23 protein-coding genes and 1 pseudogene are annotated in these 24,424 nt (G+C 48.5%); 20 read left to right on the top strand and 4 right to left on the bottom strand.

From position 1 onward, the window contains the following. The first annotated feature begins 154 nt into the window (after nt 1–154). From P400_RS0102365 to P400_RS0102350, 4 genes are read left to right on the top strand one after another with little or no spacing between them, the layout of a single operon-like run. Nucleotides 155–400, top strand: a complete 246-nt coding sequence (locus P400_RS0102365) for an acyl carrier protein (RefSeq protein WP_026824714.1) — start codon at nt 155–157, stop codon at nt 398–400. Further along, entirely contained in the window at nt 397–1,803 is a 1,407-nt protein-coding gene (locus tag P400_RS0102360) for an AMP-binding protein (RefSeq protein ID WP_026824713.1), read from the top strand. Before P400_RS0102365 ends, P400_RS0102360 begins: the two co-directional genes overlap by 4 nt. A 49-nt stretch (nt 1,804–1,852) precedes the next feature. Beyond that, the gene (locus P400_RS0102355; RefSeq protein WP_026824712.1) at nt 1,853–3,304 is read left to right on the top strand and encodes an MBOAT family O-acyltransferase; all 1,452 of its coding nucleotides are present in this window, start codon (nt 1,853–1,855) and stop codon (nt 3,302–3,304) included. Nucleotides 3,305–3,325: 21 nt separating this feature from the next. Further along, entirely contained in the window at nt 3,326–4,240 is a 915-nt protein-coding gene (locus P400_RS0102350; protein ID WP_026824711.1) for a hypothetical protein, read from the top strand. An 8-nt stretch (nt 4,241–4,248) separates the two neighbouring features. Here the strand turns inward: P400_RS0102350 and P400_RS0102345 are convergent, their stop codons facing one another. Continuing rightward, a complete protein-coding gene (locus P400_RS0102345) occupies nt 4,249–4,506 on the bottom strand; it encodes a hypothetical protein (protein ID WP_026824710.1) in 258 nt (85 codons plus the stop codon). A 72-nt stretch (nt 4,507–4,578) separates the two neighbouring features. Between P400_RS0102345 and P400_RS0102340 the strand changes: the two genes are divergently transcribed. The 3 genes from P400_RS0102340 (at nt 4,579) to P400_RS14795 (ending at nt 6,913) form a co-directional block, all read left to right on the top strand. Then, a complete protein-coding gene (locus tag P400_RS0102340; RefSeq protein WP_026824709.1) occupies nt 4,579–5,055 on the top strand; it encodes a peptide-methionine (S)-S-oxide reductase in 477 nt (158 codons plus the stop codon). A 236-nt stretch (nt 5,056–5,291) separates the two neighbouring features. Then, a complete protein-coding gene (locus tag P400_RS0102330) occupies nt 5,292–6,485 on the top strand; it encodes a DUF4317 domain-containing protein (RefSeq protein ID WP_026824708.1) in 1,194 nt (397 codons plus the stop codon). Nucleotides 6,486–6,499: 14 nt separating this feature from the next. Further along, nucleotides 6,500–6,913, top strand: coding sequence for a hypothetical protein (locus tag P400_RS14795; RefSeq protein ID WP_051545928.1), 414 nt, complete (start codon nt 6,500–6,502; stop codon nt 6,911–6,913). 201 nt (nt 6,914–7,114) lie between these two features. On the opposite strand, the gene P400_RS0102320 is transcribed toward P400_RS14795, so the two are convergent. Then, a complete protein-coding gene (locus P400_RS0102320; protein ID WP_026824707.1) occupies nt 7,115–8,560 on the bottom strand; it encodes a DEAD/DEAH box helicase in 1,446 nt (481 codons plus the stop codon). A 109-nt stretch (nt 8,561–8,669) separates the two neighbouring features. Beyond that, complete coding sequence (locus P400_RS0102315; RefSeq protein WP_026824706.1) at nt 8,670–9,041, bottom strand: hypothetical protein; 372 nt, start codon at nt 9,039–9,041, stop codon at nt 8,670–8,672. Between the two features lie 120 nt (nt 9,042–9,161). Here P400_RS0102315 and P400_RS0102310 point away from each other — a divergent pair, with 120 nt between their 5' ends. The 9 genes and pseudogenes from P400_RS0102310 to P400_RS0102270 all read left to right on the top strand — a co-directional run bounded on the left by P400_RS0102310 (nt 9,162) and on the right by P400_RS0102270 (nt 18,801). Beyond that, on the top strand, nt 9,162–10,235 hold the full coding sequence (locus P400_RS0102310; RefSeq protein WP_026824705.1) for an alpha/beta hydrolase: 1,074 nt from the start codon (nt 9,162–9,164) through the stop codon (nt 10,233–10,235). Next, nucleotides 10,232–13,006 carry a glycoside hydrolase family 3 protein gene (locus P400_RS0102305; RefSeq protein ID WP_026824704.1) on the top strand — a complete coding sequence of 925 codons (2,775 nt, stop codon included), beginning with the start codon at nt 10,232–10,234 and terminating at the stop codon, nt 13,004–13,006. The genes P400_RS0102310 and P400_RS0102305 overlap by 4 nt, the downstream gene beginning before the upstream one ends. 245 nt (nt 13,007–13,251) lie before the next feature. After that, nucleotides 13,252–13,518, top strand: coding sequence for a CD3324 family protein (locus tag P400_RS0102300; protein ID WP_026824703.1), 267 nt, complete (start codon nt 13,252–13,254; stop codon nt 13,516–13,518). Nucleotides 13,519–13,639: 121 nt separating this feature from the next. Further along, nucleotides 13,640–14,290: a FusB/FusC family EF-G-binding protein gene (locus P400_RS0102295; RefSeq protein WP_026824702.1), complete on the top strand. Its 651-nt coding sequence runs from the start codon at nt 13,640–13,642 to the stop codon at nt 14,288–14,290. A 125-nt stretch (nt 14,291–14,415) separates the two neighbouring features. After that, nucleotides 14,416–14,556, top strand: a pseudogene (locus P400_RS15450) (nucleosidase); the annotation flags it as partial. A gap of 97 nt (nt 14,557–14,653) precedes the next feature. Then, the gene (locus tag P400_RS0102285; RefSeq protein ID WP_026824701.1) at nt 14,654–15,148 is read left to right on the top strand and encodes an LURP-one-related/scramblase family protein; all 495 of its coding nucleotides are present in this window, start codon (nt 14,654–14,656) and stop codon (nt 15,146–15,148) included. Nucleotides 15,149–15,161: 13 nt separating this feature from the next. After that, on the top strand, nt 15,162–15,704 hold the full coding sequence (locus P400_RS0102280) for an NUDIX hydrolase (protein WP_026824700.1): 543 nt from the start codon (nt 15,162–15,164) through the stop codon (nt 15,702–15,704). Further along, nucleotides 15,679–16,248, top strand: coding sequence for a DUF1349 domain-containing protein (locus P400_RS0102275; protein WP_026824699.1), 570 nt, complete (start codon nt 15,679–15,681; stop codon nt 16,246–16,248). Before P400_RS0102280 ends, P400_RS0102275 begins: the two co-directional genes overlap by 26 nt. 162 nt (nt 16,249–16,410) lie before the next feature. Continuing rightward, nucleotides 16,411–18,801, top strand: coding sequence for a carbohydrate binding domain-containing protein (locus P400_RS0102270; protein ID WP_034770755.1), 2,391 nt, complete (start codon nt 16,411–16,413; stop codon nt 18,799–18,801). A 48-nt stretch (nt 18,802–18,849) separates the two neighbouring features. Here P400_RS0102270 and mprF read toward each other — a convergent pair whose 3' ends face one another. Continuing rightward, complete coding sequence (gene mprF / locus P400_RS0102265) at nt 18,850–21,342, bottom strand: bifunctional lysylphosphatidylglycerol flippase/synthetase MprF (RefSeq protein ID WP_026824697.1); 2,493 nt, start codon at nt 21,340–21,342, stop codon at nt 18,850–18,852. A gap of 172 nt (nt 21,343–21,514) precedes the next feature. Here mprF and P400_RS0102260 point away from each other — a divergent pair, with 172 nt between their 5' ends. The 4 genes from P400_RS0102260 (at nt 21,515) to P400_RS0102245 (ending at nt 24,401) form a co-directional block, all read left to right on the top strand. Continuing rightward, on the top strand, nt 21,515–22,063 hold the full coding sequence (locus P400_RS0102260; RefSeq protein WP_026824696.1) for a bifunctional transcriptional activator/DNA repair enzyme AdaA: 549 nt from the start codon (nt 21,515–21,517) through the stop codon (nt 22,061–22,063). Further along, nucleotides 22,060–22,953 (top strand): DNA-3-methyladenine glycosylase family protein, encoded by an 894-nt coding sequence (locus P400_RS0102255; RefSeq protein ID WP_026824695.1) that lies wholly within the window; start codon nt 22,060–22,062, stop codon nt 22,951–22,953. The genes P400_RS0102260 and P400_RS0102255 overlap by 4 nt, the downstream gene beginning before the upstream one ends. Beyond that, nucleotides 22,940–23,422: a methylated-DNA--[protein]-cysteine S-methyltransferase gene (locus P400_RS0102250; RefSeq protein WP_026824694.1), complete on the top strand. Its 483-nt coding sequence runs from the start codon at nt 22,940–22,942 to the stop codon at nt 23,420–23,422. Before P400_RS0102255 ends, P400_RS0102250 begins: the two co-directional genes overlap by 14 nt. A 115-nt stretch (nt 23,423–23,537) precedes the next feature. Continuing rightward, nucleotides 23,538–24,401 carry a DegV family protein gene (locus tag P400_RS0102245; protein WP_026824693.1) on the top strand — a complete coding sequence of 288 codons (864 nt, stop codon included), beginning with the start codon at nt 23,538–23,540 and terminating at the stop codon, nt 24,399–24,401. Nucleotides 24,402–24,424: the final 23 nt, after the last annotated feature.

The following is a 24,424-nucleotide window of genomic DNA, read 5'->3' as shown; positions in this document are numbered from 1 at the left end:
GCAAAAAATCGCTTAACTTCAAGCTTTATCTCCTATGAAGAATTGAGGATTTCGAAAAATTGTGATAGAATCACAAGGCAAATGATTATCATTATCAGTCAATAATAATAGATGGAATCGAATAAGTTGGAGTGAACGTGAAAGGATGAATACAATGAGCACGCTTGAAGCATATAACATGGCATTTAAAAACGGATTGGAATTAGAGGACGATGTGATTCTCGAGGACATGAAGCTCGGAGAATCGACGGAATGGGATTCGATTGGACACATGACCCTCATCGCCGAAATCGAGGATGCGTTTGACGTCTATATCGACTCGGATGAAATGACAGAGTTCCATTCGTATCAGTCTGGTATCGCGTTGCTGCAGCGTCTCGGTGTGGACATCCAGTCATGACGCTTTTTCAAACACTCGAGCAGTACACCGATCGTGAGGCGGTCTATGCAGACCGCTCTTATTCGTACAAAGAGATGTTGGAAGTCGGGGACTCGATTTGTCAGGAAGTCGGCGAACGGTCACTCGTCTTCTGTTTATGTGCCAACCGAGTCGAGTCGCTCTTCGGATATGTCGGCTTTCTCCGTGGACGGGTCGTCCCGGTCTTACTCGATGCAGATATTCCAGTAGAACAATTACAGAAGTTGATGGAACGGTATCAACCGACTCATGTCTGGGCTCCTGAGACGAGGGAGGATTTGGCGAACTCGTTGGATTCCTTCTATGGCTATGGTGGCTACGCCTTATTTGAAACCGAAACATCGGTTCACCACGAACTTCATGAAGAGCTGGCCCTTCTGTTGACGACATCAGGTAGTACTGGAAGTCCAAAACTTGTACGCCTCACGTATAACAATCTATCAGCTAACGCCACATCGATCATCGACTATCTCGACATCGATCAAACGGATAAACCAATCACGACGCTGCCGATGAACTATTCGTATGGACTCTCCATCATCAACAGTCATCTGTTGAAAGGGGCGGCCCTCATCCTGACAGACCGCTCGATCGTTCAAAAGGAGTTTTGGGAGCTGTGTCGTGCCGAGCAGGCGACGACGTTTGGTGGGGTCCCGTTTCATTATGAGATGTTGAAACGATTGAAGTTTGAGACGTACGACCTCCCAAGTCTGAAGAAGTTGACGCAAGCCGGTGGCAAGTTAGATCCGAAGCTTGCGCAGCACTTCTCAACAGTATGTGAAGAAAAAGGGATTCAATTTTTCATCATGTACGGTCAGACGGAGGCGACGGCCCGGATGTCGTATTTACCGGATCGGATGCATGCGAAAAAAGCCGGTAGCATCGGAATTGCCATCCCTGGTGGAACGCTCACGTTGCGTGACGAAGCCGGAAATGACATCAAAGAGGCGAACGTGACGGGCGAATTGGTGTATCAAGGCGACAACGTGTCGTTTGGGTATGCGACCTCGTTAGCGGACCTTTCAAAAGGTGATGACAATCACGGTGTTTTACGAACAGGTGACATGGCGTATCGCGACGAGGATGGATATTTCTTCATCGTCGGCCGAATCAAGCGCATGATCAAACTGTATGGCAGTCGAATCAGCCTAGACGAAGTCGAGGCGCTCCTTCGAGAGCATGGACATGATTGCGTCTGTGCCGGGGAAGACGACCGACTATATGTGTATACGTTACAGGACGACGTTACGCATATAAAAAAAATCATGAAAGAACAAATCAAGGTGAAAGGTGTTCGGGTGATGCAGATTGACGAGATTCCGCGTAATGCGTTCGGAAAGATTCGTTATGCCGCGTTACCGAAGCGAGAACTTGTGACCACCTGATTGTCAGGAATCGGTACATCATCAAGTTTCATAGCATCAGGTGGTAAATATGACTTTTATTTCGATTGAATTCCTCTTATTTTTAACACTCATCGTTGGAACGTACTATATGGTTCCACATCGATACCGTTGGGTGCTCCTTTTGTTGGCGAGCTATGTCTTTTACGCCACGTTGAGCGTTCAATTCATCCCGCTACTGTTGATCAGTACGGCCTTCACGTACGTCATCGGGATTTTGATTGAGAAGCAGGAAAAGAAAGGGCAGAAGAAACGACTCATGTGGGTCGGTGTCTCGGTTCTCGTATTCTTCCTCGGCTGGTTCAAATATTTTAATTTCGTCAATGACTCGCTCCGTTCGTTCGCCGCATGGAGCGGATTCGATTATGACGTCCCGTATAAAGAGGTCGTCTTACCATTGGCGATTTCCTTTTATACGTTCCAGGCCATCAGTTACGTCGTGGACGTCTCGCGAGGGAAGCAAAAAGCAGAGCGTCATTACGGCTATTTCTCGGTCTATTTTGCCTTCTTCCCGCAACTCGTGGCGGGTCCGATTGAGAGGGCGAAAAAGCTGCTTCCGCAACTGAAGACGGAGCAACATCTCGACTACGACAATATCAGCTATGGGATTCAGCGCATCATTTGGGGATTCTTCAAGAAGACGTTGATCGCTGACCGATTGGCCCCGATTGTCGCAAGTGTGTTCAATAGCCCGGACCCGACTGGTTCGGAGATTGTGCTCGCGACGATGTTGTTCTCGATTCAACTGTTCGCCGACTTCTCGGCATGCAGTGACATCGCCATCGGCTGTGCACGCTTACTCGGGATTCGCTTATCGGAAAACTTCAAGCAGCCACACTTCGCCGTATCGATCGCCGACTTCTGGAACCGCTGGCATATCACGCTTTCGATGTGGCTACGGGATTATATCTTCATGCCACTCGCGAAAGGAAAGAAAAAACGTGAACAGATTTATGGTGCCATCCTTGCGACGTTTTTAGTTAGTGGGATTTGGCACGGAGCCGCATGGAACTTCGTCTTATGGGGACTCATTCATGGAATCTATCGCGTCTTCGGAGACCATACGAAACAGCAACGTGAAAAAATGGCGTCATGGGTCGGATTTGACCGCGTGCCGGCACTGCATCGGTGGTGGAAAATCGCCATCACGTTCCAGCTCGTCTGTTTCTCACGTGTCTTCTTTCAGTCGCACTCGATGGCAGAAGCGTTCTCTCATGCCAAACTGTACGTGACGCCTTCTTCATGGGCACCGTCAGGCATGATTCAGGCGATTCAAATGTTCTCGTTACTCGATTTGATCATCTTCCTCGTCGTCTTTGTCGTCGTTCACCTGTTCCAACATATCGAACGGACGAAAGGTTCGACTTGGGATTGGATGGCACGTCAGTCTGCCGTGACGAGCGTGGCCATCAACTTGTTCTTGATTGTCTCAGCCTTCTTGTTTGGTGTGTCGAGTCAAGGATTTGTATACGGTGGGTTTTAAGATGCACGGAAAGGAATTAGCATGAAGCGTTTAGGAATTAAAATCGTCGTTGTGTTACTCGTCATGATCGCCATCTTCATTCCCGTTAACGAGTTTGTGAAAGATTCGTGGGAATATAATAACAATCGGGCAGTCCTTGCCTTCAAGGAAGACCCTCATCCTGTCGACATCATCAATTTGGGGACGTCCCACGCGATGTACGGGTATTATTTTAAACCGACCGGATTGTCGCATCTCGATTTGGCGTTACCGAGTCAACCGATTGAATATGACTTGAAGATGTTAAAAGAATACGATGAGCACCTGAAGCCAGGTGGGGTCGTGATCGTGTCCTTATCTCAAATCACCTTCAGCAACTCGGACGTCGGACGGAAGGAAATCTACTACCGTGTATTGGAACGGGAAGATATCGAGTCGGCCAGTCTGTTTCAATATTATACGCATGAACAGTTCCCAGCATTGAACAGCGGAAGTGCCTATGCCGCCATTTCCCGGGAAATCCGAGATTTTCGCTTTGATGCGCATAAGCCATGGGAGAATGGTGGACTGAACTACTCAGAGCGTAAGTATGAGGAAGTGGCCGCTCAATATGAGAACGCTGTGAACAATCATGAGATTGAAAAAAACATGGCACATTTACAAGACATCATCGATTACTGTAAACAACAAGGGTATCGTGTCGTCTTGGCGATGGAGCCGGTCCACGCGTCATACCATACGTATTTTGATGAAGAAGTCATGGAGCGCCTCGTGTTTCAGCATTTAGAGAAGCTGGATTTAGATGTCCCGTTCCTCAATTATATGGGGGATGAACGATTCATTTATGAGCAGTCGTTCTTCCATAACCCTGACCATTTGAACGGTGATGGGCGCACGCTGTTGTCTTCACTCGTTTATGAAGATTTGAAGCGACTGGGGTATATTGAAGGAGAATGACGCGATATTCAATCAAAAAGAATGCTTGCGAACGACCAAAATACTACTAGCAACGACAGAAACGTAACGAAAACGATTTTGTTCGATACTCGTTGTTCTGAAAAGCGTCGAAATAGTGGGATGGCTATCGCTTGACCGATGACGACAGATAAAAAGATGATCACCATTTCGATGAATAGAGAAAAGTCGTTAAGGGCAGTAAATGTAACTGCTGAAAAGATGATAATAGAACTGACTAGTGTGATGAAGAAACGTTGTTTATTCAATCAAATCTCTCCCTTCTCTCATCATTACGTGTATGCTTTAGAAAAGATTCAAATAGACGGGGAGTGATTCCAATCGAAACGATCTATTTAGCCGGAGGATGTCTATGGGGCGTTCAAGAATTCGTGAAGACGTTACCCGGCGTCCTTTCAACTGAAGCAGGACGCGCGAACGGTACGACCGATACGTTAGACGGAGAGTATGACGGTTACGCGGAGTGTGTCAAAACAACGTTCGATCCGGACGTAGTGACGGTCGAGGATTTGATGCATTACTTGTTCGAAATCATCGACCCATACAGTGTCAACCAACAAGGGATTGATGTCGGGGAGAAGTATCGAACGGGCGTCTACAGTGAGGACCCACGACATTTGATGGAGGCGCAAGCGTTCATTGATCGACGCTCGGATGCGAAGCGGATTGCTGTTGAAGTCAAGCCGCTCACGAACTATGTGCGAAGTGCGGACGAACATCAGGACCGTCTGACGCGTTGCCCGGACGATTATTGTCACATCCCGAAAGACGTGTTAATAAAATATCAGACCATATAGCCATTGAAAGCGTCTCTTCTGAGATGCTTTTTTAGATGAAAAAGTAAAAGAAGGAGTCTTTCACTCGAATTGAACTGAACCCAGAAAGGGGCACATTTATAAAAATTGCCCCATTCGTGAATATTCATGAGCATCTGAGTGACTGTTCAGCCTCCTATTATTTCTTTGGAACTAGTAACCGATCAGGACTGGTATAATGGGTGACATGGATGGAGAGAAAAGAAGAGGTGGATGGAATGAACAAGAAAGAGATTGCGGCGATTCGCCGGCAGTTCAAAGTGAATGCGACCAAACTTAAGATTGCTGATCTATATACGATTTACATCCGACAGGAAACGAATGAGATTTACTACGAAGAGTTGCGTCCGTTCCCGTTCTTAGAAGAAGAACAGCAGGAACTGTTTTTGACGAACTTCAAAAAAGTGCTCGGCGGGAAGCTAGATGAAAAGTTGTTCGAAGTGAAGTTCCAATATCCGGAGGAAGGTCAAGTCGACCATACGCAAGGGTTGCTCTATGAAGGACTCCGTACGGAAGAGACCGACGTCTGGACGGACTATATGCAGCGCGTCGCGTTGAAGATGGTGAAAGACACGCCGTTTGAGAAAGATATGGTCGTGACGTTCATTCGGGGGAATTACAATAAGCCGACGAACCGATATTCTGAAGAGTCTGAGATTCACGCGAACGATGAAGTGTATACGACGAAGTTCATCCTCGGTAGCATCAGTCCGACAGAACTTCCGAAAAAATCACTCGTCTTCGACTTCGTCGAGCGGGAATTCAAAGCCAGCTTGATTGTAAATCCGATCATCAAACTCGAGGCGCCAATCGGTGGATTCTTATTCCCGTGTTTCACGGATAACGCGGCCGATGTGAACCATGTGCTTTACTCGGCGCATAAAGCGCATCAACCGGATATGACGTTCATCGAGAACGTGTTGAACGGTTCGGAAATCGTCACGGCAGTGGAAGAGAAGGCGGTCTTCGAAGAAGTGGTTAAAGCTGTCATCGGGGAAGAAGTCAATTCCCGGACACTCGCGACCGTTTACGATGAGATCAATCAAATCATTGTCGCCGAAGAAGAGAACGAACAGGAAGAAGAGAGGGTAGCGATGCTCGACTCCCGTGCGGTCGAGGTCGTCTTACGGGCGAGCGGTGTGGAAGATGTGACGACGGAGAAGGTCGAACAGGCGTTCAAACAAGTCGTCGACGACACGAAATATGAGATGAAAGCGACGAGTGTCGTTCCGAAATATACGTCGAAATCAATCAAAATCAATACGAAAGTCGCCAATATCTCGGTCAGTCCTCAAGACTTGAAATACGTGAAGCAAGTGAATTATAAAGGAAAACCATGTCTCTTAATCGAAGTAGAAGAGGAGACAGAGATCGAAGGATTCAAGCTCATCTCTGAAGAGTCACTAGACTGATTGGGGGAAAATCGATGCATCCGATCGAGTTGATTGAACATGTTGCATTTTTCATCCTGCTTGCCATCCCACTATTACTTGCGCTAGCATTGCGTGGAAAATGGAGACTCGGTATGGTTGGCGTTGCATTGCTGATTGTTATGACGTACGGTACGTTCTATTTTTCACGCCCTGTTCTTATAGCGGAGCGGGTCGCAGAAGACAAGCACCTCGTTGACATGTATCTCGCTGAGCAGTATCCGGACGAAACATACAGCATAAGAACAATCCCGTTTCGCGCGGATGGTTTCGAACACACGAATCCGTATACGATCTACGTCACATTTACAAATGAACCGAACGCAGAATACTACTATCGCGTCGATGAAAAGAATGACGTGTCGATCTCGGGATTCACAGGGAACGTTCAAGATTTTCGATTCAAGTGAAGGGTCCAAGGCTTAAACCTTGGGCTCTTTTTTGACAATCAAGTGAGGAAGGTTGAATTCAATCTTTGATACAGGTATGATGCAGATGAAAACGTTTTCTAAAAACTATATTTTTTTACCGTTTATCGAAAGCGCTTTCGATGTTTGTCGAATAACGAAAAAGCCTCAAAGACGAACATCATCTTTGAGGCTGGGTATGCATTATTTATGAGCTTTGCTTACTTTAAGTTTCTTCCCTTTGATTGGCGTCGTTTCCATCGCCTGAAGGACGATCGAACCTTTTCCGTTGAGGATATCGACGTACGTCATCTGGTCGTTGATCGTGATGATTCCGATGTCGTCAGCGGATACTCCAGGGATTTTTGCAATCGTTCCAACGAAGTCGACGGCACGAAGTTTTTTCTTCTTCCCGCCACTGAAATGGAGCTTCATGATGTCTTGATTGATGCGAGCCGTCTTGTTGTTGCGAACGACGCGTCGTCCGCTCAACTTTTGCTCAAAGGCATCTTGGTTAGCCGCGACTTCCGCTTCTGTCGGAGCATCGATCATCGGAATCTCGAATTGAACGTAAGATTCGATGGCTCCGATGAGGCGCTCTTCCTGACGGGTCATGAGTGTGATGGCCGTCCCTTGTTTGCCGGCACGACCGGTACGACCGGTACGGTGCACGTAGCTTTCTTTTTCGACAGGAACGTCATAGTTGACGACGAGCTCGACGTTATCGACATCGATTCCGCGCGCTGCGACGTCTGTCGCCACGAGGTAACGGAAGTTGCCCATCTTGAATCCGTTCATGACGGCGAAGCGATCTTCTTGCTCGAGTCCACCGTGGAGACGTTCAGCCGAGTAACCGGCTTTGTCGAGCTCAGCGTACACCGTATCGACGTTCTCTTTCGTTCGACAGAAAATCATACAGCTGTCCGGGTTCTCGACGACCGTGATGTCTTGAAGCACAGCAAGTTTCTCATTCCGATGAACCGGGAGGAGACGGTGTTCGATTGTCGAAGCCGTCATACCTGTCGATTCGATGGCGACACGCGCAGGAGCATTCATATGCTTCTGACAGAGGCGTTCGATATCTTGTGGGAACGTCGCAGAGAAGACCATCGTCACGCGTTCGTTTGGCAACTGCTGAAGAATCTTCTCGACGTCAGCGAGGAAGCCACGGTTGAGCATCTCATCCGCTTCATCGATGATCAAGTATTCGATACGGTCGAGTGAGAGGGTTTCGCGCTCGATGTGGTCCATGAAGCGTCCTGGCGTACCGACGACGATATGTGTCTTTTGCTTCAACTCTTCACGCTGTTTCGAGAACGGTTCTTTCCCGTAGACCGCAGTCGCTTTGATTCGTTTGAAACGTCCGATGTTCGTCATATCTTCTCGGACTTGAACGGCGAGTTCGCGTGTCGGTGTCAAAACGAGCACTTGGGGTTTATTTTCAGCCCAGTCGATGAGCTCGATGACCGGAATACCAAAAGCGGCAGTCTTTCCGCTTCCTGTCTGTGCTTTGACGATTAAGTCTTCTCGTTCGAGCGCACGCGGGATGACCTGCTGTTGTACTTCGGTAGGTGATTCGTATTTCATAATGCCTAGCGCACGAGTGATCTCGTCGCTCAGGCGATAATCAGTAAATTGCTGTTTGTTCATGGGTAACCTCATTCTTTCGTGAAAACTTCTGCTACAGAAAATTTCAATGTCTATTTGCAATACAGTCCATTATAGACCGAAAGTTGGTAGGAAAGCGAATGACAATCCATTATCCGAAGTCAGGCAGCGTCGGATCGGGTTGAATTGCATAAAAAATAAATTGATCATGAACATCTTCTATCTGGTCAATCAACTCTTCATTATGTTGTCGATATGCGTCTAATAATTGAGGGCATATGTAGTGGATGGTTCCATCTTCTCGAGCCAGACTAGCGGTCTCTTCGGCATCATATTGTAAAACTAACGGTTGTTGGCATGCTGTGCAGCAACCAATCTCCATCTTGTTAAAACCGATTTTCGCTCCTTCGATGAAACAAGAATCACAATAACGTTTGATGAGATCACCAAAGTGACCGAGTTCATCTGTATGGATGACGTCATGTTCGTTCAATGATTTGTTGCAGCTAACGCAGTTGTACATCAATAACACTCCTTTAGTGATCTGTTCCAACAACGTATCATGCGATGAGTCGATGTACAACTTTACCCATGAACAATATTTTTATGGGTTAAAGAATATCGAAAGAAAGGGGCTTACATAATGGAATCCGATTATGAACATCTCGTCCAACACCTTCAACAAGACCAATATCGAACATACGCGAACCACCTCGAAACCATCATCAAACCTATTCCAGATTCAGACCGTACTGGAGACCTCGACCCACGCGTGTTCGCGACACTGGCCATGAATCATTCAGATGACGAACCGGACGTGGCGTTCAATCTCGAGGCAGCACGCGCCGGCATGGGCTGGCCAAATCAGGATCAGACAACGATTGAGATCGCAACGGAATCTCTACTCATTCCAAGTGAGGACGGCGACATCCGGGCCCGTCTGTATCGTCCGCATCATACCGAAGCAATCCCGGCCATTCTCTTCTTCCACGGCGGTGGATTCTTCGGGGGGACGCTTGAGACGATCGAGAATCCATGTAAGCTACTCGCGGAACGGGCGAATGCGGTCGTCATCGCTGTTGATTATCGTCTCGCCCCGGAGCATGCGTTCCCAGCCGGATTGAATGACTGTTACCGCGCCTTTGAATGGGTGTATGAAAATACGACTGAGTTGAACGTCCATCGCGACCGAATCGGCGTCGCCGGTGACAGTGCCGGTGGCAACTTGGCGACCGCTTGCTGTCTGATGGACCAAGAACGAGGGGAACATCGAATCAGTTATCAAGCGCTCGTCTATCCCGTCGTCAATCTAGGATCGATTCCGACAGATGATTTTGAATGGACACTCGATGCGTACGCCATCTCATACCATCACGATTTGATTCGTGGTGTCGTGCTTGCGCTTGCGGATCCAGATTCGCTACTAAATGACCTCTATCTTCAAGGGAAGACGGATCTCAAACATCCCCTCGTATCGCCGTTGTTCGCAGACGATGTCACGGGTCTACCACCTACCCTGATTGTGACAGCCGAGTACGATTATTTACGACTTGAAGGAGAGGCCTATGCACGGAAACTGTCAGGAGCAGGTATTCCGACACGGCTCATTCAATATCGAGGGATGGACCATGCTTTCATCGATAAGTTGGGAGACTATCCACAAGCAGAAGATTGTATGTATGAAATCGCAAATGGACTAAAGGAGCTGACGAAATGAAACAGTATACATTAGATTGGACTCGTTATGAGGAATTGGCACGTCAAGCGGTCGCGGAAGGCGTCGTATTAGTTAAAAACGAACAGAAGACCCTCCCGTTACAGCCTGAAACAAAGCTCGCCGTATTTGGTCGTAGCCAGTTTCATTACTATAAGAGCGGTACCGGATCAGGCGGGATGGTGAACGTCGGACACGTCACGACACCGCTCGAGGCACTACGTGAGCGTACGGACATTCACATCAATGAATCGCTTTATGCGACGTATGAAGAGTGGGTGGCGGAGAATCCGTTTGACCAAGGTGTCGGTTGGGCGGGTGAGCCGTGGTCGCAACAGGAGATGGACGTAACGGACGAACTCGTCGAACAGGCGGTGCAAGAGTCAGATGTCGCGCTCATCATGATTGGACGCACGGCGGGGGAAGACCGTGACAACACGGCCGACCCGGGTAGCTACTTGTTGACGGATATCGAACACGCGATGATCGAGTGCGTCACGAAACGCTTCCAAAAGACAGTCGTCGTCCTAAACGTCGGGAACATCATCGACATGAAATGGGCGGAGCAACCGAGTGCCATCCTCTATGCTTGGCAAGGCGGGATGGAAGGTGGAAAAGGACTTGTCGACGTTCTCGTCGGAGACGTGACTCCTTCCGGGAAACTGACAGATACGATCGCTCGTTCGATCGAGGATTATCCGTCGACAAAGAACTTTGGTCACGCGGATAAAGGAATTTATCAAGAAGACATCTATGTCGGCTATCGCTATTTCGAGACGTTCGCGAAGGATGATGTCTTGTACCCATTCGGGTTCGGACTGTCTTACACGACGTTCAAAACGGAGGTGAAGCATACGGCAGAAACTGATGGTGTCCTAACGGTTGACGTGGAAGTGACGAACACGGGAGACTGTGACGGGAAAGAAGTCGTTCAGCTCTATGTCGAGAAGCCACAAGGGAAGCTCGGGAACCCACTCCGGTCAATGGTCGCGTTCGAGAAGACGTTACTTCTTGAGCCAGGTGAGCGACAGACACTTTCTTTCACCGTCCACATGACTGACTTTGCGAGTTATGACGACTCTGGCGTGACGGGTCATGAATCGAGCTTCGTTTTAGAGGCGGGGACGTATCGGTTATATGTCGGAACAGACGTGCGTTCGGCTGCACTCGCTTTTGAGGTCGAGCAGCGTGAGCAACGTGTCCTTGAGACGTTGAGCGAGAATATGGCACCTGTCCTCCCGTTCGAACGGATGAAACCGATTCAAGGCGAACGAGGGTTTGAAGTGAGCTATGAGTCGACACCGCTTCGCGCCGTTGACGTCGAGACACGTTATTTGGAAGAACGCCCTGAGACGCGAGCGTTCACGGGTGACCAAGGCATCAAATTGAGTGATGTGTACCACGGGAAGGCGTCGCTCGACGCATTTCTAGATCAATTGACGGATGAGGACTTGGCTTGTATCGTCCGCGGACAAGGGATGAACTCACCACGCGTCACACCGGGAACGGCAGCTGCGTTTGGTGGGGTGTCCGACCGATTGAACGAGCTCGGGATTCCAGCGGCCTGTTGTGCCGATGGTCCATCAGGGATTCGCATGGATATCGGGACGAAGGCGTTCGCGCTTCCGAACGGGACATTGTTGGCGTCCACGTTCAACGTCGACCTCGTCGAAGACTTGTTTGAGATGACAGGACTCGAGATGCGGAAAAATCGCGTCGATACGCTGCTCGGACCAGGGATGAACATTCACCGCAATCCGTTGAATGGACGGAACTTCGAGTATTTCTCAGAAGATCCGCATGTGACTGGAAAGATGGCGGTCGCTCAATTAAACGGCATGCATCGAGTCGGCGTGACGGGCACACTCAAGCACTTCAGCGCCAACAACCAAGAGGCACATCGTCACGATATCGATTCGGTCGTCTCGGAGCGGGCGTTACGTGAGATTTATTTGAAAGGATTCGAGATGGCGGTGAAAGAAGGACGTGCAACGTCAATCATGACGACTTATGGTGCGGTCAACGGAATCTGGACGGCTGGACTGTATGACCAAAACACGCGTATCTTACGTGACGAGTGGGGCTTTGAAGGGATTGTCATGACGGACTGGTGGGCAAAAGTGAACTTCCGTGAGGATGAGTCGGCCAACCGTAAAAACACGGCAGCGATGGTTCGCTCGCAAAACGACTTGTACATGGTCGTTGACCGTCCAGACCTCAACTCATTCGAGGACAATACGATGGTATCGCTCGAAGAAGGTGTGGTGACACGAGGCGAGTTGTTGCGGAGTGCGCACAACATTTGTTCATTCATCTTGAAATCACCGGCGATGGAGCGTCTGCTTGGGATTCATGATGGTTCGGTCGAGGTGCTCGGCTTTGAAGACGAAACGAATCAACAGGATGCATTTGAGTTGGACTATCAACATCTCGAAAACGGGGAACACGTTGATTTGTCAGGAATCGATACCTCGACCGGAAACACACACGTCTTCGCTATCTCGGTCGACCAGACCGGAACGTATGACATCACGTTGACTGCCCGTTCGAATGCGGGAGAATTGGCACAGATGCCGGTGACGTTGTTTGCGAACAATATCCCGGGTGCAACGTTCACGTTTAACGGGACGGACGGAGAATGGGTGACGCAGACGAAGCAGATCTTCTTCTTGAATCAGCATAATTATCTCCAGCTTTATTTCGCGTTGAACGGATTAGAAGTGAAGGACGTGTCCTTCACGCTCGCAGATGAATTCAGTATGAAGAACGGCTGAGCCGCCCTTTTGCCGATTCATTGAATTCGGTATAATTGAAGGAACGACACATCGCAAAGGAGGCGCATACCCGTGGAAAATCGGCTTCGATTTTCTAGGTCTTCACGCACTCATGCAAAGCCATTTGGACGAAAGGCGATCACTTGCATGGGGCGAAACGAATACCTTGATCGCTTGATTTAACGTAACCCACTTGGCTTTGCTCCCTTATCGAATTGGATTCATTCAATAAGGAGCGAGGTATGATGAAGTACGTCAATGCGCAACACATTCTGCCAGAACGATTGTTGCAAGAGGTGCAACAATACGTACAAGGTGAAACGTTATATGTGCCGACCCCGACCGACACGAAACGGAAGTGGGGAACGGTCAACGGAGGGAAACAATTACTTGAGAAACGAAACGAAGCCATACGCGCAGCGTTTCGGAACGGAGAGCGAATCGAAAGTCTGGCCATATCCTATCATTTGGCGACGCACACGATTCGAAAGATTGTATACTGCTCGACATGAAGGAGGTACGACTAGTTCGCTAGTCGTACCTTTTTAGGTCGACTATGTTTCTTAATCAAAGTGTACACAGTAAGGAAGCGTCGTCTCCTGTAAACTGAGGATTGAGGAAGGGGGCGACAAGATGTCAGATCCATTTATTCAAAACGAACAATATAATCTCATCAAAGAACAAGTGAGGCTCGTCAAAGAGAGTCGAATGCAAAGCTTGCCGCCTTCTGTTTTGCGGGCAGTCATCGACTTGGCACAGTCGAAAGTGATTTATGCATTCCCTGAGGCAACGACTGAACAATTGAAGCTTTTACAGTTCTCGACGTTACAGACGAACGAAGCGTTCGAAGAGTACATGCAACAATTACAAGAATGGGTTCAACCATTTCCCGTCGTATCTGCCGAGCAGCTGAAGGATTTGTTCCCGAAACAGAAGAAGCTTCGCTTACCGGAGCTAGCCGATGTTGATTTTGGACGACTCACTTATTTGAGTTGGAACGATGGACGTTCCAAGCAAAAGTTGATGATTTGTCAACATGAAGGTCGATTGATTGGCATCGTATGTAAACCGAGCACGAATACGAAGAAAAACATATGTGCCTTCTGTAATCAGTTCACGGACGTGACGTACTGCGTTACGATCACGAAAGCGAAACAAGCGAAAAATCCGGACTATTACAAAGCCATCGGCACATACATATGTGTAGACAGTAAGACGTGCAACGAACATATCACGAGCCAAGAGGCTTTGCATACTTTTGTTCATAAAGCGTTACAGGCCTGACGAGGGAGTCAGGCTTTTTATTTTTCATAAAATACTGTACAACCTTTCCGATATCCCTTTAGATAGAATCCAAGAAGTTTCAATCTAGAAAGAAGGGAATGAATGAAACACGTAGTCATTTTTGATATGGAATGGATCGTTGGATTACAGAAACATATAGCATTCAACAAATCGAAACGTTGGATAAAGGCGATTTAGTGTCAGAAATCGTGAAGAAGTATGAACTGCCGGATGGCTTCGTGGTAGGTGACCGATTATCGGAAGTTCTCGAAACTGTATCAAAAGAAACTGTTTCGTGATAAGTGAATCGATTTCAAGATTGGACTCGTACGTAAAGGACTACATAAAATCGGAGGGATCATCATGCACACGCTTTACATGAAACAAAAAGTGTTCAGTTTACGCGGGCGCTTCACCATCAAGGATGCAGACGGACATGACCAATATTTCATCGAGGGTAGCTTTATGAAGTTTCCAAAAACATTTGAAATCAAAGATACGAACGGTCAGACGGTCACGACGATCACAAAAAAGACGTTCAGCTTTTTGCCGAAGTTTTTCGTAGAAGTGGACGGCACAGATATGATGACCATCTCGAAAGAGTTTTCATTCTTCAAACCGAAATATTCCATCGATGCAGCCGGGATCGATGTCCAAGGCGATTGGTGGGACATGGATTTTGATGTGACGAAGAACGGACATTCTATCGGAAGTGTGCAAAAGAAATGGTTCACGTGGGGAGATAGTTACGAGATTCGTGTCGAAGAACCAGAGATGGAGCACCTTCTCATCTCCATCGTCGTAGCAATCGATTGTGCGAAAGCCGATCAAGCAGCAGCATCTAGCGCTGCAACATAAAGGGGAGGATCTAATGGAATTTTGGGACGTCTATACGGTGGACCGAGAAAAAACCGGTCGCACGTGGCAACGGGGAAGTCGATTGCCAAAAGGCGAGTATCACCTTGTCATTCACGTGTGTATCTTTAACCAGAAGGGCGAGATGTTGATTCAACAGCGCCAACCGTTCAAGGAAGGTTGGGCCAACATGTGGGATATCACGGTCGGAGGAAGTGCCACGGTAGGGGATACGAGCCAACAAGCCGCCATGCGGGAGCTCGAAGAGGAGATTGGGCTCAAGCTTGATCTATCTCAGACACGACCGCATCTGACAGTCAATTTTGATGAAGGGTTTGACGACATTTATCTGGTCGAAATGGAAGTGGATTTGAATGAGCTGACGCTTCAAGAATCTGAGGTGCAAGCCGTAAAATGGGCGGATGAAGCGACGATTCTGCAGATGATTCAACAGCATGAATTCATACCGTATCATACACCGATGATACCGTTACTTTTTGCCATGCGAGGACAATGGGGAGGAATCAATCAACATGCATTCATACAAATGGATCAATGAACCAAAAACGATTAACGGGCTTGACCCGTTGACTTTTCATACGCTGCCAGATACGGACTTTTGGCGAAACACACATTACGGATTCAATCGTATGACGGCACATGCGTTATTGACAGATGTCAAAGCCAAACGATTTACATGTCGGGCGACAATCCAAATGGAGCCGATCCATACATATGATCAGGCTGGGATCGTCTTATATGTGAACGATGACCATTGGATCAAGACGTCTGTCGAGTACATTCCGGAAGGACCGTCCCACCTTGGCGCGGTCGTCACCTCACATGGCTATTCGGATTGGTCGACACGTGATTTTTCAAATGAGATGATTCGCAATCCATTGACGTTTGAAATGGTTTATACCGACGGGGATGTGGAGATTTTCTTTGAATATGGTGACGGTATGCGTGAACAGCTTCGCATCGCTCACCTTCACGATGTGTCGACGTTACGCATCGGTCCATATGCCTGTAGTCCGGATGTGAATGCGACAGGGTTTGACGTAACTTTCTCCAAGTGGGAACTGAGGGAAGCATCGACGTGAGTCGGTGCTTTTTTATGTGTCAGTTTGATTTCACTTCCGAAAAGTGGTTGAAGTTTTAGCAAAGAAAAATCTATAATGAAATTAACGAAAGCGCTTTCGGAAATCGCTTTCAAAAGAACGGAATGACATATTGCCATCACTTATCCTGAAGGAGGACACATGATGAAGAAATGGGTTGCACTCGCACTCGGGACAGGTCTTGTCCTGTCATTGCCACAAGAGGTGCCGGCTGAAAAGAGTTCAAAAGCCTACGACGCTAAGTGGAAACTTGTCTGGTCAGATGAGTTTAGTAAGTCTGAAATCGATCACTCGAAATGGAATTTTGAAACGGGGAACTGGATTGTCGACAAAGACGGAAATCCAGTCGCTGCTGGTTGGGGAAACAATGAGAAGCAATTTTATACGGACAAAAACGAAAACGCTTTCGTGAAAGATGGGAAGCTCGTCATCCGTGCGAAAAAGGAACAAGCATCGGATCAATTCGGCACATATGATTACACATCGGCGAAGTTGACGACGAAGGGTACGTTCAGTAAAACGTACGGTCGTTATGAGATGCGAGCGAAACTTCCGACAGGGAAAGGGCTCTGGCCTGCATTTTGGATGCTCCCAGAAGAAGACCGCTACGGTGGTTGGGCCGCATCTGGTGAAATCGACATCATGGAATCGTGGGGCAGTCAGCCAGATAAAGTCGCTGGTACGATTCACTACGGGGAAACGTGGCCGAACAACAAATATACGGGGAAAGACTATCACTTCGCAGAGGGTGACGGCATCGACAAGTGGCATACATATGCGGTCGAGTGGGAACCAGGTGAGATTCGTTGGTATGTAGACGGTCAGCTCTATCAAACACAAAACGACTGGTATGCGAAAGAAGCGAACAAAGCATCGAAATATAGCTATCCTGCACCATTCGACCAAGATTTTTACTTGATTATGAACTTGGCGGTCGGTGGATGGTTCGATGGGGACGTTGACGAGACGACACCGTTCCCGGCAGAGATGGAAGTCGATTACGTCCGCGTGTTTGACTTGAAGAACGGGAAGTATCGTGATGCTGTCGAACCGACGTATTCAGATGAGGAAGTCGTGTTACCAGAAGGTGCGAAACAACCTTTAGAAGACGGAAATCTTGTCTATGACGAAGACTATACAGAACTGATCACGACGGTGACGAACGGTGCACAGCCGCTCAACCCGACGTACTGGAACTATGTGGCGCTTCCTGACTTTGGTGGCGTCGGTTCCATCGATGTGATCGACTTGGCGGGGGCACGATTCGCCGACATTTCGATTGATCAAGCAGGAAGCCAACCGTACTCGCATCAATTGATTCAAAACGTGTCGCTCGGACAAGGTGGACATTATAAAGTGACGTTTGACGCTAAGGCGGACGCGGCGCGTTCGATTGCCGTTAAAGTCGGTGGGGGTCCAGACCGAGGCTACGCGAAATATTCTGATGAAGGGTCATTCGATTTGACGACAGACGTTCAAACGTACTCGATGACGTTCGATATGACAGAAGAAACGGATCTTGCGGCACGTCTCGAGTTCAACGTCGGGCTCAGTGCGTCGGGCGTCCAAATCGGGAACGTCCGTGTCGAGCAGACGCCTCGTGAGGCATTCAACCCGAATGCGACGAAACCGATGCTTGGCGATGGAAATCACGTATATAACGGTATGTTCGACCAAGGCGCGATGAATCGCATGACGTATTGGACGTTCGACCCAGGTGTCACGAAAGGGACAGGAACGGTCGATCCAGTAGAGCGTCTCTTCCGCTTTGAAACGAACAAGAAAAAAGGGGCACCGGCAACATTGGTGCAGCAGGGTATTCAATTGCAAGAGGGACATGAATACGTTCTCCGCTTCAAAGCACGTGCAGAGCGTGTAGGCGGTCTTCAAGTCGGATTGAGCGGAGAGGATGGGGATGCCTACCTTCCGCTAGAGCGTATTGCGCTATCTGAAGCGTTCGATACGTATGAAATTCCGTTCACGATGGAAGCCGGAACGGACCTCATGAGTCAGCTTCAGTTCATTCTTGGTTCTGAAAAAGGTGTGATTGAAATCGATGATGTCGAATTGCGCGATGTCACACCGGTTTATATCGACCCGTCTCCACTTAAAAACGGTGCATTCACAGAAGGATTCACCAGCTGGGGCTCCTATGTCCACTTTGACGCACAGGCTGCTGTCGAAGCGGTGAATGAGGCGGCACGTATCTCGATTACGCAAGAAGGGAACGAAGCGTGGAGTGTCCTCATGGAACAAGGCGGTCTCGAGTTACAACAAGATCAAACGTACGTCGTCCAATTCGATGCATCTTCTACAGTCGCTCGTTCATTCGAAGTGACATTGGAAAATGCCAGCTACTATCGCTATTTGAGCGAAGTCGTTTTGGTCACGCCAGAAACGAACACGTATACGTTTGAAGTGACGATGCCAGTAACGGATATGACAGGATTGAAGTTCTTGATGGGACGCACAGAAGGATCACCACTTGGTGCCCATGACATCACAATTGATAACGTGAGTGTGACATTGAAATAAGATGATACGCAAAACAGGAATTTCTCACGATGAGAAATTCCTGTTTTTTTAACGTTTGCGACTAATCAATCGCGCTGTCCGTAAAATCGAGGGTAACAACTTCCGGCGTTGACGAAACGCGAGATAGCGACCTTCCCACGACGGTTTGAACTTCTGTTTGAACTGTCGCAAGCCACTGAACGGATAGATGTAGCTGATATTTTCAAAAATATCGGCGGCGACGCGCTCTGGCCAATGGGAGAACGTCTGCCCCCCGACGGCCGCAAGTGGTGCCACGCCGAGTCCGACATGATTATATCCTTCTTCGCGAGCCCATTCGATGATGTGAAGAATCAATACTTCGATTGCTCCAGATGGCGCCTCATTTTTCGAACGCATCAAATCGATTGAGATGGCTCCGTCTCCTCGGAGTAACGAAATGAAAGCTACGACGACACCGTCCGCATCTCGTAATAAGGCAATCGGATAACGGGTCAACGTTTCATAGTCGAAGAAACCGAGGGAGAAGCCTTTCTCATTTCGATTGCCAATCCACTCATCTGAGATGTCTTTTAACTCTTGTAACAGAAGGAGGCTCGGTTCACAGACGATGTCGAACGTGATGCCCTTCTTCTCAAACTGATTGTAGAGAGAGCGCATATTTGCACGCTTCTTCCCGGATAAGGAGAAGGCCGAGACGTCAATCGTCGCCTCTTCCCCTAATTTGAAGAACGTGAAGCCGGCATCATGAAGGCGAGGCATCCAATTCGGTGTAATTTGATAAAATAAAGGAATATACCCGATTCGATCTGCATCTTCAATGAATCGTGTCAAAAGAGAAGTTGTAGCCTGCTTCTCGCCTTGAATGTCACCAAGAACGATGGCATGATTCCGTGCTGTCGCAAATAAGAGACACGCATTTCCTGCCTCGTTCATGTAAAAGCGCTTATCTGCCATATGGGCCAAGTCGAAGCCACTCGATGTGTGCTGTGTTGCTTGAAACTGTCTGATTCGATGTTCATCGTATGCCTCTCCAAGCGCCGGGCGTTTCCAACGGTCGAATAAGAGCAGAAGCGCACTTGCTACGATCGAAGTCAATAACAAGACGAACGTCGTCAACCAACCGGCTTGATGCGATGTGAAGAATAAGTCATCCGTACCCGCGAATGACTGTAACAAGAGGGCGTGGGTGCCGACATAGAGCAGGACGTAGATCAAGCTTCGAATGAGACGTCCTGTCGTTAAAATCGAGCGGTATCGGACGTGTCGTTTACGTGTCAACCAGACGAACGTCGCAAACCCGATGACGACGAAGGTCTCAAACAGGTTTAAACCACGAGCGATGACCCCGATGGTCGCCAAGATGAAGGCAGTGTTGAGTAACCAGAGTGTTCGTTTTGTCCGCACATACATGCCATAGACGGACAAAAACATGAGAAGTCCGGCACTCAATAAGAAAAGGGTACCGACCCATTCAAACCAGCGATTCACTTCATAGAGCGGCGTCACGCTCGGGAGAAGCGTCTGGAACCAAATCAACAGACTGCTCATGAGTGCGATGAGACTTCCGGTCAATCGTCCAATCTTCGCAAGCGTCCGCGAAACGACGCGCCAGACGACGGTCCCAATCTCATACGAGGACCCGATGATTGGCCGATACTCGATTTGTTTGACGACCTGGTCCCCAAACGCGATAGCCGCGAGAAAGAGGCCAATTAAAAATGGGACGACAAAATAAACGAATCGGTAGATGATTAGTGAAGACAAAACGATGTCTTGATGAATCCCAAGTTGAGTCATCCCAACGAGATACAGTAAGTCAAACGTTCCGGCACCCCCAGGTACGAGAGAGACGACACCGACGACCGTCGCGACGATGAATACTCCGAAAAATTGCACGAACGAGGCCGAACCGTCTAGTAATGTCAAAGCATAGATGGCGACGAATCCAGCGGTGACCCATTCTGCGAGCGAGGTCATCGTATACCCGAGCAGAGTGGACCACCCGACGTTTGATCGGCGTGATGTGACGAACAAATAAAACGGGAGCATCGCACTCACGGCGAGTAACACTGGCCAAATCCACGGTTTCGTACCGACTAGCCCACCGGCCGGGAAGATACCGAGGAGCACACCGATGGAAAGAATGGACAGACCGCTGATAAGTGTCGGAGTCATCCACCCGATGGCACGGAGCAAGCGTTTCGTGTCCGTATAGGGACGATAGAGCGAGGTACGAAGCGCGATCCCGATCACGCCGCCGAAGCCGAGCATCCCGTTCATCGAGTTCGTGATCCATGCCGTTTGAACGATTTTTCGTTTCGGTAGCTCGATATGTAAAGAGCGTAGCAAGAAATAGTCATAGCCCGTCATGGTCAAGACAGCGAATCCACCGAGTAGGATGAGTGTGAACTGTTCCCAACCGGTCAGTTGTTTCAGTGTCGTGAAGGCGGTCGCGAGCGAGAGGTCTTTCAACTCTTGTCCGCTCTGAATCAAGATCAAACCGATTAATGCTATAGGGATGAGCCATTTTAATTGTTTCCATGAAAAACGAGTGCGCATGAGGTTTTCTCCTTATCTGTCATATGACTGACAGTGTCTTCTAACTAAATCGTACTATAGGATACGATTGAAATCTGTAAAACGTTTCAAAAACAGGGGATTGTAAGCGCAAGAAAGAGGACGAAATGTTGATTTTAGATTTGCTACAGTGTAAGGAGAAAGGGGTGTGGAGATGCTGACATTTGAAGAAAAATGGGCGAAAGTGCTCGCTTGTGATGCGACGTATGACGGGTTATTCTATACGGCCGTCAAGACGACAGGAATCTATTGCCGACCATCATGCCGTTCCCGCAAACCGAAAAAAGAGAATGTCGATTTTTATATGACGAGACAAGAGGTGGAAGCGAACGGATTCCGACCGTGCAAGCGATGCCAGCCGGAAGTCGAGCATGCCCCACACCGAGCGCTCGTACAACAGGTGACAGTGTATCTGATGGAACATTATAAACAGCCGATTCGCCTCGAACAAATTGCCGAGCATGTCCAGCTGAGTCCGTTCCATTTGGAGCGAACGTTCACCCAAACGACAGGAGAGACGCCAAGGCAACTATTGGAGCGACTTCGTATCGACAAGGCAGCTTATTTATTACGAACGACCGCGATGAGCAATCTGACAGTCTGCTATGAGGTCGGGTTTCAAACACCGTCGAACTTTTACCGCGTGTTCCGTCAAGTGAAAGGTTGTACACCAAATACGTATCGAAAAGGAGAGGACGTATGACAGAGATGCTAATCGCTGTACAGCAGCCGTTTGATTTTCAAGAGTATCTCGTCTTTTTAAGTCGGTCAAATCAAGAGGTGCTCCATGTCACGACGGACGAGGCGATTCAAAAGTTGATGCGAATCGGGGAACGCCTTATCCTCGTCGAACTTCAAGGAGAGCAGGGTCACATTCGTGTGGTGTTCCCAGTCGATGACGTTTCAGAGATGGAGATGGAAAGCATTGAATGTGAGGTGCGTGACTGGTTAGACCTCGATCGTGACCTAACACCGTTTGAGGCGATGGGGGCAGAGGATGAATTACTGGCTCCTTTGATTGAAGCGCATCGCGGGTTACGGATGATCGGCTTTCCAGATTTGTTCGAGGCACTCACGTGGGCCATCATCGGGCAACAAATCACGTTATCCTTCGCCTATACAATCAAACGTCGGTTCGTCGAACGATATGGAGAACAGCGAGTCGTCGAGGGAAGAACGTATTGGACGTTCCCACGGGCAGAACGAATCGCCTCGCTCGAACCGGAAGCGTTACGTGAGCTTCAGTTCAGTCGAAGGAAAGCGGAGTATATCATTGATATTGCACGGGAAATAACAGGTGGGACGTTATCAAAATCGGCTCTACAGTCGCAGTCTTCAACTGATATCCGTCAACGATTGCTGTCCATTCGAGGTGTCGGGGCCTGGACGGCGGACTATGTGTTGATGAAGTGTTTTCAAGACGCCTCAGCCTTCCCGGTGGCAGATGTCGGATTGCATCAAGCGATTCAGCATCGTTTAGGGACGACTGAAAAGCCGACGATTGAAGAAGTGAGACGTTACGGTGAGTCCTGGAAGGGTTGGGAAGGATACGCGACATTTTATCTGTGGAGGTCATTATATGGGAACGTATAGACTAGACGTGGAGACACCAATTGGCTTGATCGAAGTCGTTGGGACAGAGAAAGTCATTCAATCAATCTTATTCGTCGAACGCGAAGCGGCGCACTTACCTGAACCGAATGTACCTGATGTGTTGCGACAGTGTAAGGATGAACTCGATGATTATTTTCGAGGGGAGAGGATGACGTTCACCTTTCCGATTGAACAAGTGGGCACGCCGTTTCAGCGGGATGTGTGGAGTACGTTACAGAAAATTCCTTATGCGGAGACGGCTTCTTACCGAGAACTCGCCGAACGAGTGAAACGACCCGCGGCTGTCCGCGCGGTCGGAGCAACGAACGGACGCAACAAGCTGAGCATCGTTGTGCCATGTCACCGTGTCATCGGATTAAACGGGAAATTGACTGGCTATGCCGGCGGATTATGGCGAAAAGAATGGCTCTTACACCACGAGAAACAAGTCGCACATCAAACCCAGTAAAAAAACATTTCCCCCTCCAAATCTGCTACACTAGAAGAGGTCCTATCGTGACGTCGGAATCGACGAAGTTATAGGATGATTCCCGTCACTTATGGAGAAAGTTTTGGAGGAATGCATGATTAAATTATTAGCAGATTCAACGTGTGACTTATCGGATGAAGTGCTTGAACGGTACAACATCGGGGTCGCGCCGTTGATCATTACCATGAACAATATGTCTTACCAGGACCGGGTGGATATCCAGCCGGATGATTTTTATGGAATGTTGGAAGCGCTCCCGGAATTTCCGACGACGGCAATGCCGAGCCCGGCGACGTTCTTACGATTGATGGAAGATGCGGTCGCTGCCGGTCATGAGGAGATTTTATGCATTTGTATGTCGAGTGGCACGAGCGGCTCGTATCAGTCGGCGATCATCGGAAAAGAGTACTTCGAAGAGGCGCATCCTGACTCGACTGTTAAAATTCACGTTGTCGACTCCCGTTCGATGAGTCACGGGAGCGGCTGGCTGTTGCTAAAGAGTGCGCAGATGCGTGAAGCCGGTGCGACGTTCGAACAGCTCGTTGACTTCAATGAGACGTACAAGACGAAAGTGAAGCATTTCTTATCCGTGGACGACTTGGACCATTTGATCAAGAGCGGACGAATCTCGAACACGAGTGCCATCATCGGAAAGCTACTTATGGTCAAGCCGATTATGAGCATGAAGGACGGCAAAGGTGCGATTGTTGCCAAGGAACGAGGTACCCGTAAAGTGCTGAAGCATTATACGGACGAGTTCGTGAAACGCGTGAATCCGGATATCACGAATTTTGTGATCATCGGGTATACATCCGATCAGCGAGTTGCCGAAAATTTAAAAGCGAAGATTGAAGCAGAAACAGATTTTACAGGCGAGATTTACCTCATGCAGATGGGTGTCTCGGTCGGGACACACGTTGGTTTAGGTGCGATTTCAATGTTTTTCGTAGAGAAGTAATAAAAGCCGTCTCATGTCGAGGC

Source organism: Exiguobacterium marinum DSM 16307 (assembly GCF_000620845.1).
Classification (GTDB): domain Bacteria; phylum Bacillota; class Bacilli; order Exiguobacteriales; family Exiguobacteriaceae; genus Exiguobacterium; species Exiguobacterium marinum.
Note: the sequence above shows the minus strand (reverse complement) of the source record. Positions and strands in the feature narration are given on the sequence as shown.

Coding starts and splice junctions, on each gene's coding strand:
- P400_RS0102295 (WP_026824702.1), top strand. CDS start 13,640: ATGTCAGATCCATTTATTCAAAACGAACAATATAATCTCATCAAAGAA.
- P400_RS0102280 (WP_026824700.1), top strand. CDS start 15,162: ATGGAATTTTGGGACGTCTATACGGTGGACCGAGAAAAAACCGGTCGC.
- P400_RS0102270 (WP_034770755.1), top strand. CDS start 16,411: ATGAAGAAATGGGTTGCACTCGCACTCGGGACAGGTCTTGTCCTGTCA.
- P400_RS0102285 (WP_026824701.1), top strand. CDS start 14,654: ATGCACACGCTTTACATGAAACAAAAAGTGTTCAGTTTACGCGGGCGC.
- P400_RS0102255 (WP_026824695.1), top strand. CDS start 22,060: ATGACAGAGATGCTAATCGCTGTACAGCAGCCGTTTGATTTTCAAGAG.
- P400_RS0102300 (WP_026824703.1), top strand. CDS start 13,252: ATGAAGTACGTCAATGCGCAACACATTCTGCCAGAACGATTGTTGCAA.
- P400_RS0102360 (WP_026824713.1), top strand. CDS start 397: ATGACGCTTTTTCAAACACTCGAGCAGTACACCGATCGTGAGGCGGTC.
- P400_RS0102245 (WP_026824693.1), top strand. CDS start 23,538: ATGATTAAATTATTAGCAGATTCAACGTGTGACTTATCGGATGAAGTG.
- P400_RS0102355 (WP_026824712.1), top strand. CDS start 1,853: ATGACTTTTATTTCGATTGAATTCCTCTTATTTTTAACACTCATCGTT.
- P400_RS14795 (WP_051545928.1), top strand. CDS start 6,500: ATGCATCCGATCGAGTTGATTGAACATGTTGCATTTTTCATCCTGCTT.
- P400_RS0102350 (WP_026824711.1), top strand. CDS start 3,326: ATGAAGCGTTTAGGAATTAAAATCGTCGTTGTGTTACTCGTCATGATC.
- P400_RS0102305 (WP_026824704.1), top strand. CDS start 10,232: ATGAAACAGTATACATTAGATTGGACTCGTTATGAGGAATTGGCACGT.
- P400_RS0102320 (WP_026824707.1), bottom strand. CDS start 8,560: ATGAACAAACAGCAATTTACTGATTATCGCCTGAGCGACGAGATCACT.
- P400_RS0102260 (WP_026824696.1), top strand. CDS start 21,515: ATGCTGACATTTGAAGAAAAATGGGCGAAAGTGCTCGCTTGTGATGCG.
- P400_RS0102365 (WP_026824714.1), top strand. CDS start 155: ATGAGCACGCTTGAAGCATATAACATGGCATTTAAAAACGGATTGGAA.
- mprF (WP_026824697.1), bottom strand. CDS start 21,342: ATGCGCACTCGTTTTTCATGGAAACAATTAAAATGGCTCATCCCTATA.
- P400_RS0102250 (WP_026824694.1), top strand. CDS start 22,940: ATGGGAACGTATAGACTAGACGTGGAGACACCAATTGGCTTGATCGAA.
- P400_RS0102275 (WP_026824699.1), top strand. CDS start 15,679: ATGCATTCATACAAATGGATCAATGAACCAAAAACGATTAACGGGCTT.
- P400_RS0102310 (WP_026824705.1), top strand. CDS start 9,162: ATGGAATCCGATTATGAACATCTCGTCCAACACCTTCAACAAGACCAA.
- P400_RS0102330 (WP_026824708.1), top strand. CDS start 5,292: ATGAACAAGAAAGAGATTGCGGCGATTCGCCGGCAGTTCAAAGTGAAT.
- P400_RS0102315 (WP_026824706.1), bottom strand. CDS start 9,041: ATGTACAACTGCGTTAGCTGCAACAAATCATTGAACGAACATGACGTC.